Source organism: Pontibacillus salipaludis, from assembly GCF_014642405.1.
GTDB lineage: Bacteria > Bacillota > Bacilli > Bacillales > BH030062 > Pontibacillus > Pontibacillus salipaludis.
This window is the reverse complement of the sequence record NZ_BMIN01000001.1, coordinates 66107-79993: the sequence shown is the minus strand read 5'-3', so window position 1 is coordinate 79993 and position 13887 is coordinate 66107. Positions and strand designations below refer to the sequence as shown.

General features: G+C 38.6%; 13 protein-coding genes. All 13 read right to left on the bottom strand.

Going from position 1 to position 13887, the window contains the following annotated elements; all coding sequences use genetic code 11:
• Positions 1 to 39: 39 nt before the first annotated feature.
• The 13 genes from IEW76_RS20905 to IEW76_RS00340 all read right to left on the bottom strand — a co-directional run bounded on the left by IEW76_RS20905 (position 40) and on the right by IEW76_RS00340 (position 13789).
• Complete coding sequence (locus IEW76_RS20905) at positions 40 to 1026, bottom strand: helix-turn-helix domain-containing protein (RefSeq protein WP_188649858.1); 987 nt, start codon at positions 1024 to 1026, stop codon at positions 40 to 42.
• An 18-nt stretch (positions 1027 to 1044) separates the two neighbouring features.
• A complete protein-coding gene (locus IEW76_RS00390) occupies positions 1045 to 1836 on the bottom strand; it encodes a DUF3388 domain-containing protein (RefSeq protein ID WP_036778849.1) in 792 nt (263 codons plus the stop codon).
• 373 nt (positions 1837 to 2209) lie between these two features.
• Positions 2210 to 2467, bottom strand: coding sequence for a DUF3243 domain-containing protein (locus tag IEW76_RS00385; RefSeq protein WP_188649856.1), 258 nt, complete (start codon positions 2465 to 2467; stop codon positions 2210 to 2212).
• An 83-nt stretch (positions 2468 to 2550) separates the two neighbouring features.
• The gene (ymfI, locus tag IEW76_RS00380; RefSeq protein ID WP_188649854.1) at positions 2551 to 3270 is read right to left on the bottom strand and encodes an elongation factor P 5-aminopentanone reductase; all 720 of its coding nucleotides are present in this window, start codon (positions 3268 to 3270) and stop codon (positions 2551 to 2553) included.
• Between the two features lie 11 nt (positions 3271 to 3281).
• The gene (yfmH, locus tag IEW76_RS00375; RefSeq protein ID WP_188649852.1) at positions 3282 to 4571 is read right to left on the bottom strand and encodes an EF-P 5-aminopentanol modification-associated protein YfmH; all 1290 of its coding nucleotides are present in this window, start codon (positions 4569 to 4571) and stop codon (positions 3282 to 3284) included.
• Positions 4571 to 5860 (bottom strand): EF-P 5-aminopentanol modification-associated protein YfmF, encoded by a 1290-nt coding sequence (yfmF, locus tag IEW76_RS00370; RefSeq protein WP_308422020.1) that lies wholly within the window; start codon positions 5858 to 5860, stop codon positions 4571 to 4573. The genes yfmH and yfmF overlap by 1 nt, the downstream gene beginning before the upstream one ends.
• Positions 5861 to 6038: 178 nt before the next feature.
• Positions 6039 to 7622, bottom strand: a complete 1584-nt coding sequence (locus tag IEW76_RS00365) for a sodium:solute symporter family protein (RefSeq protein WP_188649850.1) — start codon at positions 7620 to 7622, stop codon at positions 6039 to 6041.
• The gene (locus tag IEW76_RS21040; protein ID WP_345238887.1) at positions 7622 to 7735 is read right to left on the bottom strand and encodes a symporter small accessory protein; all 114 of its coding nucleotides are present in this window, start codon (positions 7733 to 7735) and stop codon (positions 7622 to 7624) included. Before IEW76_RS21040 ends, IEW76_RS00365 begins: the two co-directional genes overlap by 1 nt.
• Before the next feature lie 309 nt (positions 7736 to 8044).
• Positions 8045 to 9001 (bottom strand): ABC transporter permease, encoded by a 957-nt coding sequence (locus IEW76_RS00360; protein ID WP_188649848.1) that lies wholly within the window; start codon positions 8999 to 9001, stop codon positions 8045 to 8047.
• Positions 9002 to 10048 carry an ABC transporter permease gene (locus tag IEW76_RS00355; RefSeq protein ID WP_188649845.1) on the bottom strand — a complete coding sequence of 349 codons (1047 nt, stop codon included), beginning with the start codon at positions 10046 to 10048 and terminating at the stop codon, positions 9002 to 9004.
• The gene (nupO, locus tag IEW76_RS00350; protein WP_188649843.1) at positions 10048 to 11577 is read right to left on the bottom strand and encodes an ABC transporter ATP-binding protein; all 1530 of its coding nucleotides are present in this window, start codon (positions 11575 to 11577) and stop codon (positions 10048 to 10050) included. The genes IEW76_RS00355 and nupO overlap by 1 nt, the downstream gene beginning before the upstream one ends.
• A 224-nt stretch (positions 11578 to 11801) precedes the next feature.
• Positions 11802 to 12959 carry a BMP family lipoprotein gene (locus IEW76_RS00345; protein ID WP_188649841.1) on the bottom strand — a complete coding sequence of 386 codons (1158 nt, stop codon included), beginning with the start codon at positions 12957 to 12959 and terminating at the stop codon, positions 11802 to 11804.
• Between the two features lie 104 nt (positions 12960 to 13063).
• Positions 13064 to 13789 carry a GntR family transcriptional regulator gene (locus tag IEW76_RS00340; RefSeq protein WP_188649839.1) on the bottom strand — a complete coding sequence of 242 codons (726 nt, stop codon included), beginning with the start codon at positions 13787 to 13789 and terminating at the stop codon, positions 13064 to 13066.
• Between the last annotated feature and the right edge of the window lie 98 nt (positions 13790 to 13887).

Here is a 13887-nt window from a genome sequence, read left to right as displayed (position 1 = left end):
AGAAGGGAGCCCCATCGTCAAGATGACTCCCTTCTGGTGTTATTCTGCCGAAGCTTTTATAATACGGATTTTTTGAACATCTTGCTTATCTGGTGAAATCGGATATTCAAGAGGCTCTCCGTTTATTTTAAGGGTAACCCCAGGCGTTCTTCCAATGTTAATAGTCACTTCTTTTTGACCATTAAGATCAACTTCCTGACCATCTTTAATAGCATTCTCCATAAAAATAAGATTTCCAGAAGCACCCTTAATATCTACGTAACTCGTTGAGCCATTAACAGTAGAGAACGTTACTTTTAGCTCCTCAGAATTTTGAAGTTCATAAACAGAAATAGGGGTTACACCATTTTGTGTTTGCCCTTTTTCTTTTAGAACAAGTTGTTTCTTTGGCTCCTCTTTAGTTTCATCTTCTTGTTTGTCTTCTTCTTGAGTAGATTCATTAGACTCATCATCATCTTTTGATTGACTATTGGATGAATCTTTTTCTTCTTCTTCTTGATTTGCTTCAGATTCATCAGCGCTCGCCTTACCACTATCTTCTGGTGAATTCCCATTACTTCCAGAACGTTCATACGTATCTACGGGCTCGTCTGTTTGCTGTGTAGGGCTGTCATTATCATTACTTGACCCCATTGTTTTTTGGTAGAACACTAAAGCAACAACAAGTATACCAACAATTAATAAAATAATGGTTAGCTTTGGCAAGAATGACAAAAATGCAGAATTCCTACCAGAGGGTGATTCATCCTTTTGTCGCTGAAGCCTTGTATACTGTATATATTCTTCTTCACTAGAAGAGGGAAGTTCACTTTTATGTTCCTCCATCAGGGATTCAGCATCTAAGCCAACCGCTTCTGCATATTGACGAATAAAAGCTCTAGTATAGAACTTACCTGGCATAATACTGAAATTCCCTTTTTCAATAGCTTGTAAATAACGAGTTTGAATCTTTGTTTCTTGTTGTACATCCTCAAGAGTCATGTTTTGAGACTCTCTTGCTTCCTTTAATCTAGCACCTATTTCCATTGCATAACACCTTCCATCTTAAAAATCAAACATGGAAAAGCCGTCTTTTTGATCTAAGTCTGGCTTGTCGACTGTTTCATATGTAATTTCTTCGTTCTCGTCATTCCTAAGCTCAAGAATATAATCAAAATCGTCCAGTTTGTATTCGGTTTCTCGTACTAACATATCAGGATGCTCTACTACTTTTGTAGCTGGTAAGCGCATAATTTCGCGAACTAATTGCCAGTGCCTTTCATTGGCACGACGAGTAGAAACAATCCCGTCAAGGATATAAACGTTATCAGAAGAGTATTCATCTTCAATTAATTGACTTCGAATAGTTTGCTTCAATAAGGTGCTTGAAACAAATAACCATTTCTTATTCGCTGAAACGCTAGCTGCTACAATCGACTCTGTTTTCCCAACCCTTGGCATGCCTCTTATCCCGATAAGCTTATGCTCATCTTTCTTAAAAAGCTCTGCCATAAAGTCTACTAACAGCCCAAGGTCTTCTCTGACAAAACGAAACGTCTTCTTATCATCGATATCACTATGTATATATCTTCCATGCCTCACTGCTAATCGGTCACGCAATTTAGGACGACGAAACTTTGTTATGCTAATCGTGTCCATTGTTTCAAGTATGGATCTTAAACGATTAATCTGCTCATCATTTTTGCAAAGGAGTAGCATACCACGCCTAGAATCCTCTACACCGTTAATGGTAATGATATTAATAGAAAGCATCCCCAATAAAGAGGAGATATCTCCTAGTAAACCTGGTCTATTTACTTGGATTTCATATTCCAAGTACCATTCCTTCTTTTCCATATCACAACTCCTTCCCATCCTTTATCCCTCTTCTATAAAGATCAGGCATAGTTACCCGATAGATCCATTAACTTTTCACAATTGAAGTTTTTTGAATACTATTACTATCATAAATGATTTTCAAATATTAGAAAAGGATATAATGTCTTGATTTCAGAAACGTTTTATTATACACACCTATTCTTATACGTACCCAAACACTCCGCTCATGAATCCTTCAAACAACCTTTTTTCCAAACGGCTCCATTATAGCCCACGGAAACATACCTAAACGATCTCTAAATAAAAACCTCTTGAGTTAAAGAACTCCATATAGGATAAGAACAAAAGAACTAAAAAAACAAAAAAACAAGAGGGGGCTCTCCCCCTCTTGTTACTTCGTACCGTTATTGTGGACCAACTTAACCATCATGTTTGCAATTGCATGTTGTTCCTCTTTAGAAGCAACACTCCAAAGATCACGAAGAACCGCTTCTTGATCATTTTTTGCATCCACTTGGTTCGCTAAGTAATCGCCTACTTCATAAGCCAGTTCTGATACGGCACGGTCATCTAAACCATCGCCTTCAGCTTGATGAAGACGATCACCTAAAAAGTCTTTCCAAGAACCCCAGTTATCTAATACAGACATGGTTATTCCTCCTTCATATGACTCGAACTTACACTATTATCATTTGTGTAGAAGGAGAGAATTATTCATCAGCTTAACGAAAATCAACCATTCCAAGCGCCATTTACATTTAACATTTGACCTTGTATATAAGATGAGCCAGCTCCAACTAAGAACTCAACAGCATCAGCAACATCTTGTGGTTTTCCTAGCCTGCCTACCGGTATTTCCTCTTTAATTTCAGCTAGATCTTCACTTGAAAATTGTGCATTCATATCCGTTTGTATGAAGCCTGGCCGTATTCCGTTAACATGTACACCTGAGGGCCCAACTTCTTTCGCCAGAGCTTTTACAAAACTATCCTGAGCACCTTTAACAGAAGAATACACAACCTCACAGCTCGCACCCACTTCACCCCAGATAGAGGATATTATGACAATGTGACCTTGTTTTTGCTTAATCATATGTGGAAGGAGGCGTTGAGAAATGAGCCACGGGGATTTTATATGAATCGATAACAAATCATCCATCTCTTTAGAGGTTACATCTTGGAAAAGTTTGACCAAGCTCGTCCCACTAGCAAATACCAATGTATCCACAGGGAACTCGATGCCCTCGACCATTTCATTTATACTAGGTTCATTTCGAAGATCACATTGCACGGTTTGTAGTACACTACCTTCGGGAAGTGACTTACACAATTGTTCAATTGCATATTGATTTGTTTGATAATGTAAAATAAGGCTGTAGCCAGATTGGGCAAGCTTTTTAGCAATAGCTTGCCCAATCCCTCCACTAGCCCCTAATAAAAAACATGTTTTCATACTTCATTCCCTTACGCTTCTGAAGGACGAACTTCACAAACAGCAATGCGGTCTTCTGAAATCCAATTCTGAATATGATTCATTACATCTTGTTTCGTTAATTTCTCAATTTCAGGAAGAACTTGGAACAAATCAATCCCTAAATGACGGTACTGAACGAAAGTAGTAGCAATAAACTCAAGAGAGTTCATTGAACGTAAGAACTGTCCAATACGCTTCTTCTTCATACGCTCAAACTCTTCGTCCGTAAGATCGCGTTCTTTCAATTCATGAAGCATTTCTTTAACCCTCTTTTGAAACTGTTCTGGTTCTCTGGTGTTCCCACCTAAAATGGTGAAACCGAATGTCTTATGAAGATGGGTTTCAAAAGAGAAACTATCATCAACAAGATCTTCTTTATATAGCTTTTCGAAGTATTCTCCACTCTTAGAGAAGAAATGATCTAAAACCATACTCTTGATCATGTCCGTTTGCAAAAATGTATCTTTCGTTAAGCTTGAAGTGTCTTCTTTTACACCCACTAAACATTTTGATACAGAAACAGGCATCTCAATTACTTTATGCTTATTGGCAACTTCTGTTGGCTCACTTGGATAAGAGCGCTTGATATCTTCTGGAGGAGCGAAGGATTTCGAATTCTGGTTGTCTTCTATCTGTTTCATCATTGTTTCAGGGTCAAAGTTACCTGCTAGGAAAAAGGTCATATTCGATGGATGGTAGAACGTTTCATAACAAGTATACAGATCTTCTTTTGTAATATCCTGAATTGAATCAACAGTACCTGCAATATCAATTTTGACAGGGTGCTCTTCAAATAGGCTCTGTATGGTACCAAAGAAAGATCTCCAATCTGGCTGATCATCATACATGCGGATCTCTTGAGCAATTATGCCTTTCTCTTTTTCAACAGACTCATCTGAGAAATAAGGGTTCTGCACAAAATCTAAAAGGGTCTGAACATTTTCTGAGATCTGACTTGTTGCTGAGAACAAGTAAGCTGTACTTGTGAAGGATGTGAAGGCGTTCGGTGAAGCACCTTGCTTTGAAAAGTCTTGGAATACATCACGGTCTTCTTTTTCAAAAAGTTTGTGCTCCAAAAAGTGAGCGATACCTTCTGGAACTGTCACTTGCTCATCTTTACCAAGTGGTGTAAAAGTCTGATCAATAGATCCATATTCAGTTGTAAAAACAGCAAATGTCTTAGCCATTTCTCGTTTAGGAAGTAAGTAGACCTCTAATCCGTTCTCAAGCTTTTTAGAATACAATGTTTCTTGTATTTGTTCATAGTTAGTTGTCTTCATTATTCATTTCCCCCTTCTTCTTTCGTTAAGAAGTAGACGGTGTCTAGTGCTACTTTCTTTGCTACTTGTAAAACATCTTCGTGAGTGACACGCTCAACGTTTTCAATGATCTCATTAGGCGTCACTTTAGAACCTGACAGCACCTGGTGGTACATTAATTCAATTAAGCCATGTTGGTTATCCATCGTCTCTCTTAGCTGATTAACTACAAGTTGCTTAGTTTCTTGAACATCTTCTTCAGAAAATTCTCCTGCTTTCATAGCGTCCATTTGCTTTTCAATAATATCTTTGGCTTGTTCATAATCATTAGGATCAATACCTGAAAAAACAAGTAACAGACCTTTATGGCTCTCAAATCGAGAAGCGGCATAGTAAGCTAGACTATGCTTCTCACGTACATTCATAAATAATTTTGAAGACGGAAAACCACCAAAAATACCATTAAAGACTTGTAGAGCATAATAATCTTTATCGCCATAGCGAATGGATGTTCGATAGCCTAGATGAAGCTTCCCTTGTTGAATGTTTTGACGTTCAACAATCTCCTTAACCTCAGAAGGTGCGTCTTGTTGGGTCGTTTTGTTTTCTGAACGATTCGGGGCAGACTGTCTCTTAATCGTTCCTTGAACGATTTGCTGAACCTCATTAGGGTCTAAGTTCCCTTGTACGTACACATCCATATCATCGTTTGATAACATATCTTGGTAATATTCATATAAGTTCTCTGCGGTAATATCATTAAGGTCTTCTTCATAACCATGAACATGGAAACGGTAAGACTCTTCTTTACACATTTCATCAATGAGGCGCGTGTTCGCGTAACTCATTTTATCATCTTTCAATGACTTAATCTTTTGTGTTAGAGTTTGCTTCTCACGATTAACGATTGCTTTATCTAGTGCTTCACCTTCTACCTTAGGGTGAAAGATGATTTCATTTATAAGAGCTAATCCTTGCTTTAGTAAGGATTCATCTCCAGAGAGCATTTCGTCATTTGGAAGCTCCATTCTGAAAGTCATTACGTGATCTTCCCCTTTTTTGGAGGAATCCACGCTTAGAACAGCACCATACAGGCTATCTAAAGCTGTTCGGAAAGATCGAGCAGAAGGATAGTTGCTTGTGGCTTGTTGCAACACATAAGGTAACAAAGCCCTCTTTGTGATGACCTCTCGATTAAGAGGTGACTTTAATTTAACAGAAATGGTATTTGTTTTATATTTCTTCGTCGGGATCATATGTAAGTGATATCCCTCTTGTTTGAAGACATGTTCTTCAATGGTTGACATCATACTTCCTCCTTCGTGAGTCACACTATTTATGGTTAGCTTATCTTAATGTATGAAAAACTATCCAATAGTTTAAGTATTCTTTGATTGTAACGTGTTTTCTTTTAGAATGCGAATAAAGAGAAGTATTACATAAAAGACAAAAACACTACCCTCCCCCTCCGGGAAAGGTAGCGTCCTATTACTTTACAATGGATTTTGATTGAGACTGGACACTTGCTTCTTTCTGCCGATCCAATAAACTTACAGTCACGAACACAAGAGCTGATAAGGGTAATGCGTAGAATAAAGGATCAATATGCGTCCATGGAAATGCAAGCAAAGCATCTTTGCCAAACAAAGCTTGTGATAAACCAAGCACACCAGATTCCTTTATATGAAGAAACAAAAATCCTAGTATACTAACAGTGAAACCCGTAATTATGCTAAAAATCGCTCCATTTTTTGAAGCTCTTTTCCAAAATAGTGCTCCCATTAATGTAGGCAAAAATCCTGCTGCACATATACCAAACCAAAATGCGGTTGCTCTTGCAATAACCCCTCCTGGTAATACATATGCCAGGCCAATTGCAGCTAACATGCCCACGATTACCCCTAACCGAGTCATTCCTTGCCCATTCCTTCTCCACTTCAAACCAAGAGACTTCATAATATCTTCCCCGAATGCTGAAGCTTGTAAGTGCACAAGAGAGCTGATCGTTGATATGGTTGCGGACAGCAATGTAAGCGTAAATAAGTAAATGAACCATTCAGGCATTAAGCTATTGATAAATTTAGGTATAACTAAATCAGAATTTCCTTCCGCTGCAGTAATTGATAATTGGCCTGTTGTTTCCATGAAATAAACATTGCTTAGTGGACCAATTATAAAAGCAGCACCGGTCATAAAGAAAATAAATACTCCACCGATCAAGACAGAACGGTATAAGGCTTTGTCATCTTTAACCGTCATACAACGCATCATAAGCTGTGGTTGCGCTAAAACACCAATTCCAACGCCCATGATAATTGTACTTACAAGCGTCCACCACAAAGGACTTCCAAACACAGGCATACTCGTCCATCCTTGATGGCCACCTGATGCGAGGGATTCAGGAACCATATCTTTTAATGCACTTAACGCGGCATGACCATCAACCACACCACCCACAGCCTGGTAAGTAACAACTAAAAACACAACCATACCAATAAGCATAATCACTGCACCAAAGGCATCAGTATACATAACAGCCTTAATGCCCCCACTAATTACGTATAAAGCTATAATTGCAGCCAAAATGAAAAGAGAAAGATTAAAGTTTAGAGACAATGATTCTTGCAGAAAGCGTCCTCCCCCGATTAATACGATACTTGTGTAAGCTGGCATAAATATAAAAATCATGGCACCCGCAAAAACCGTAATAAATTTAGACCCATAACGCTTCCCTAATAATGAAGGAAATGTGGATGCATCTAGCTCAATAGATAACCTTCTAATTCGAGTACCAAAAACTGCGAAAGCTACGAAAATTCCTAGTACAATATTTAAAAACGCTAACCAGAGAAGTCCCATACCAAAAATGGATCCAACTCCTCCAAAACCAACTAGCGCTGATGTACTAATAAAAGTTGCACCATATGATAGCGCCATAACAACTGGGTTAATATTTCTTCCACCAAGCAAGTAATCAGATTCCGTTACTGTCTTTTTATATCCATAATAAGCTAAACCTGACATAATCCCAATATAGACAATACATAGTGGGATTAAGATCGACATATTCATTAGCTGTCCCCTCCTTTATTCCACATCACGGCTCCGTAGACCACACACCCAATTGTAGAAAGTACAGTTAAAATCCAGATTACAGCAATAGATACACTCTCCATACCAAGCATAATTAGCTCACCCTCCCCTTTCGAGAAAACGCTTACAAAAAACCGAGCGCTACCTCGCTAAACCTTTTGTTTTTTCTGAATTTTCACATATTAATGTATCATGACCGCCAATGCTTTAAAAATACTTTTAAGATGGCTCAACTATATGATATATGTATAGAAGAAAGTATTGACCTGAAATCCCTTTTAGCTATAGAAGAAACTGGTTGCAATATTCAATACAGGGGAATTGGAGGGGAATAATAAAAGCCCCCAACGACAATTATCATTGAGGGCTAAGCATATATCTGTTTCCCTAATAACCGGGAATTATCGACTACCTTTTATGTAAGGTGTGCCGATTGCTTTAGGAGCTTCAGCTCGTCCTATAAAACCAGCTAATGCAAGAATCGTAAGGACATAAGGAGCAATTAACAAGAACACAGATGGAATGCTTTCAAGTAAAGGAATTCCAGCTGCAACATCACTCAAACTCTGTGCGAAACCAAAGAAAAATGCTGCCCCCATCGCTCCTAATGGGTGCCACTTACCAAAGATCATAGCTGCAAGAGCCATAAATCCTTGACCACTTATGGTAGCACCAGAGAAGTTTCCTGTTATGGTTAAAGCAAATACGCCCCCACCAAGACCTGCGAATACACCTGATAGGATTACGCCAATATATCGCGTGCGATACACATTAATACCATTTGTATCAGCTGCCATTGGATGTTCCCCTACAGAACGCAGGCGTAGACCAAATGGTGTTTTGAAGATAATAAACCATACAACAAATGCTAATATTACAGCGACATAGGATGTAACATGGTGAGTAAAGAACATCTCCCCAATAATTGGGATATCACTTAAGATGGGAATGTCATTTGAGTAAATTGGCCTTGAAACTTGACCAGTTTGACCGGCTCCATATAGTTCTTGAACTAAGAACAACGAAACACCGAGAGCAAGGAAGTTTATAGCCACCCCACTTACTACCTGATCTGCTCGAAAAGAAACCGATGCTACAGCATGGATTATTGCGAAAAGTCCAGAGATAATAGCCGCTAGCAAAAGTGAAGCATAAGGTGTAAAACTCCCAAGCGTATCAGCCATCATCAAATTAGTTACGATTGCTGTAAAAGCCCCCATAACCATTAGACCTTCAAGACCAATGTTTACAACACCTGCACGTTCACTAAAGACCCCACCAAGCGCTGTTAGAATAAGAGGGGCAGCATAGAAAATCGTTACCGGAATAATCGCTAGTAAAATATCAATGATATTCATTTATTTCCCCTCCCTTTTAAAGCGTGTTAAAGCCCAACGAATAATATAACCTGATGCAACAAAGAAAATAATTAAAGCGACAATGATATCAACTAACTCTTTAGGAATGTTTGCCACAAGTGGCATACTTCCCGCTCCATTTTTAAGCGTTCCAAATAGGAAAGCTCCAAAGACAGAACCAAGAGCGGTATTACCACCGAGTAAAGCAACAGCAATCCCATCAAAACCAATGTTTGTAAAACTAGATTGCACAAACATGTTCCCGTATGTACCTAGACCTTGCATGGCACCTGCTATTCCTGCGAATGAACCAGAAATCAAGAATGAGTAAACAATATTCCGATTAACGTTCATACCTGCATAATTGGACGCATTTTGATTGAATCCTACAGACCTAAGCTCATATCCTTTTGTCGTTTTTTCTAATATAAACCACATGACAAATGCAAGTGCAAGAGCAATAATCGCTCCCCAGTGAAGACGAGAGCCTGTCCAGTTATAAAACATCTGCGAAGATAACGAAGCTGTATCAGCGACACGATCTGTACTATCTAATCGATCTGTTAAAACATTTCGAATTATAGCGTTACATGTGTAAAGCGCAATGTAATTCATCATAATAGATACAATAACTTCATGAACACCAAACTTGGCTTTTAAAAAACCTGGAACGAACCCCCATAATGCACCCGCTACACCTGCAGATAAAATCGCAAGTGGAAGGTGAATAATCATAGGTGATTCAAAAGAAATACCTACCCAAACAGATGCTAACCACCCAACAAACACTTGCCCTTCTACTCCGATATTGAATAAACCAGTTCTAAATGCAAAAGCAACGGCAATACCGGATAAAATAAGGGGTGTTACTTTAACAAACGTTTCACCCATAAAGTAGGAATTTCCAAATGCACCTTCATATAATGCACCGTACCCTTCAACAGGATTATAGCCAAAGCTCAGCATAATAATGGCTCCAGCTAATAACCCTAGAATGACAGAGATAATGGGTATTAAAACATTGATGAATCGTTGATCTCTGAGCATCAGCTTTCACCTGCTTTCTTTTCTACTTGGCTTCCGGCCATTAACAACCCTAATTCTTGTTCAGTTGTATCCTCTGGTTTTACATTAGCTACGATTTGACCGTCAAACATAATAGCAATACGATCACTTACATTCATAATTTCTTCTAGTTCAAACGATAAGAGTAATACAGCTTTGCCTTTATCTCGTTCTTCGATTAACTTCCGATGAATAAATTCAATAGCCCCAACATCCAATCCACGAGTTGGCTGAGCTGCAATTAAAAGATCTGGAGAACGATCTACTTCTCGACCTATAATAGCTTTCTGCTGATTCCCGCCTGATAAAGCACGAGCTGGGGTATGTTCACTCGGTGTACGGACATCATATTCATTGATCAGTTTATTGGCCTGCTTATAAATTTCTTTATAATTTAAAACTCCCATAGAAGAATAAGGCTTTTGATAGTAGTTTTGCAGGACCATATTTTCCCCAATCGGAAAATCAAGAACAAGTCCAAATTTATGCCTATCTTGAGGTATGTGCGCTACCCCTGATTCCGTTACTTTTCGTGGTGTGAAATGAGTGATAGATTCATTATTTAATAGTATTGAACCTGATTCGACTTTTCTTAGTCCTGCTACTGCTTCAATAAGTTCACTCTGACCATTTCCATCAACCCCAGCTATTCCAACTATTTCACCCGCTTTAACGTCAAGGTGTAACCCTTTCACCATTTCAGCTCCTCTTGCATCTTTGACACGAAGATCAGAAATCTTAAGGATTTCTTCTTTAGGGTGTGCAGGCGTTTTCTCTGTACGGAAGCTAACTTCTCGTCCAACCATTAATGACGCGAGTTCAGTTGTAGAGGTTTCTTTGACGTCTACCGTACCAATGCCTTGTCCCTTTCGAATAACAGTACAACGATCACATACTTCCATAATCTCTTTTAGCTTATGTGTAATTAATATAATGGATTTCCCTTCTTTAATAAGGGTTCTCATAATCTCAATTAATTCATGGATTTCCTGCGGTGTAAGAACTGCTGTAGGTTCGTCAAGAATGAGGATATCGGCACCTCGGTAAAGAGTCTTTAAAATTTCAACCCTTTGTTGCATCCCTACAGATATATCTTTAATCTTTGCTGTTGGATCCACTTTAAGTCCGTAACGCTCTGATATCTCTTGCACTTCAGCTTCTGCCTTTTTTATGTCGACTGTTCCTGATTTCTTAGGTTCTGATCCTAAAATAATATTTTCCGTTACGCTAAACGTATCAACAAGCATAAAGTGTTGGTGCACCATCCCAATACCCAAATCGTTTGCAATGTTAGGGTTGGTAATTTTAACCGGCTTTCCATTGACACGAATTTCACCTTTCTCTGGCTGGTATAATCCAAATAACACGTTCATTAAAGTTGATTTTCCAGCTCCATTCTCCCCCAGTAAAGCATGAATCTCGCCTTTTTCAACCTGTAAATTAATGTTATCGTTGGCTACTATTCCAGGAAATTCTTTACGAATATTTAACATTTCAATAACATAGTCCACTTTATTCACTCCCCCACTTCCATTAGAAAACACGATATCCTTTTAGAATATCGAGTTATCCTCTCCACCTGTCTGAAAAATCCAAACAAAAGATTAAAATCAGCAAATGAAAAAGGCCGGTTGTCGGATATCCTTTTCATTTGATGACTTTTCTTACTATAAAACGGTACAAAAGAGGCTGACTTACAAGGAAAGACCAGCCCCTTCTGCCTGATTTACATTTTTTACAAGTTGTTTACATAAGTCTCAAGTTCGTCACGATCTTGAGGAACTTCTACTTCACCACTAGTGATTTTGTCTTTCCATTCTTTCACAGCTTCTTTAATTTCATCTGTATACGCTTCTTCATTTGTTTCAGCAACACTTACTGCGTCATCACTAAGACCGTATGCAATCTGCTCTCCACCTGGGAATTCACCGTTCATTGCTTGTTCAGCAACGTCTGCAACAGCGATGTCTACACGTTTAATCATAGATGTAAATGTTACGTTGTTGTCACCAACTTGACCTTCTTCATACTGGTCACGGTCAACACCAATTACCCATACATTTTCATCAGGGTTGCTTTGTTTGATGTCCTTTGCTTGGTTGAATACACCAACACCCGTACCACCTGACGCATGGTAGATAATATCGATTCCGCTATTATACATGTTACTAGCGATTGATTTACCTTTTGCTGGTTGATCAAATCCACCTGCATACTGTACTTCTACTTCGATATCAGGGTTTACAGATTTAGCTCCGGCCACGAATCCTGCTTCAAATTTGTTGATAAGGAAACCATCTACACCACCGACAAATCCAATCTTATCTGTTTGGGTTTTCTTAGCTGCTGCAACACCTACTAGGAACGAACCTTGATGTTCTTTGAACGTGATACTAGCAACGTTAGGCTGTTCAACAACATCATCTACAATTGAGAAATGAGTGTCTGGATTTTGCTTTGCAACATTCTCAATATCGTCATGTAGTTTGTAACCAATACCATAAATTAAGTTATATCCTTGTTGAACAAGGCGATTTAAGTTTGGAGCATAGTCTGTTGCTTCATTTGACTGTAAGTATGTGTATCCTTTACCTTCTTCATATCCATTATCATCACCAAATTGCTTAAGCCCTTCCCATGCTGATTGGTTAAACGATTTATCGTCTACACCACCAACATCTGTAACCATAGCTACAGAGAAGTCACTGTTATTACTCGATGTACCTTCTGAAGAACCATCATCTGAACTTGTATCTGTTTCTTCTGTGTCTTCATTGTCAGAACCACTATCAGAATCTGTAGAAGCATCATCCGATGAGCCACATGCAGCTAGAACCATGCCTAGCGCTAATAGTAACGCTAATAGTAAAATACGACTTTGTTTCAAATTCATTACCCCCTACGAATTTAAAAAGATTAATAGATTAGAGACCATTCATACGACCTGCTTCCGCTTAGGCCCACCACCTCCTTAAAATCCACACAAAATGTAAGCCCTTACACTCTTTTTCGCAATACATGGAATCCAAACGTATCTGGCCTGAAGTAGTTACTAGAATACAGAACCGGCTCGTCATCTGTTGTATAATGCATTTGCTTTAATAAAAGAAGGGGTTGGTCTGGATCACAATTTAATATTGTAGAAATACGCTCCTGATACCCTACTGGTTCAATAAAAGTGACTGCATAACCTACAACTTTTTCACTATATTCCTCTAACAACTGAAACATGGAATCTTCTTTGTGTACGTGCTCCAATGGAATCAATCCTTTTGGAATCTTATCCACACAATAAACAACGGGCTCACCATCCGCTGTTCTGACTCTTTCGACTTTTGCTAATTTTTCGACATGGAAAGGATAAAATTTTTTAGCATCCTCTTCAGTAGCTTCCAAAATCTCAGTAGACAAATATTGACTACCAGGTTTCATGCCGCCTCTTTCGATCATCTCAGTGACACTAAACAATTCTTCGATACCTGAAGAGAAGATTGGCTTAGCATTCACAAAAGTTCCTACACCGTGACGTCTTGTTACAATATTCTCTTCTTCTAATATTCTCAAAGCCTCACGTAATGTAGCTCTTGAAACACCTAGTAACTTCGATAACTGAAACTCAGAAGGAAGCTTCTCCCTCTCTTTATAGGTTCCGTTATCGATATCTTTCTTGATTTGATCAATGACTTGTAAATATAAATGGCGTGTATCTGTTTTTATACTCATGTGTAGTTCACTCCAAGCGTTTTCTCTTATAAGAGATCTGACATCTGACGTTCGACTCATCATATTCGAGATTAATATAACACTTTTATGAGTATAAA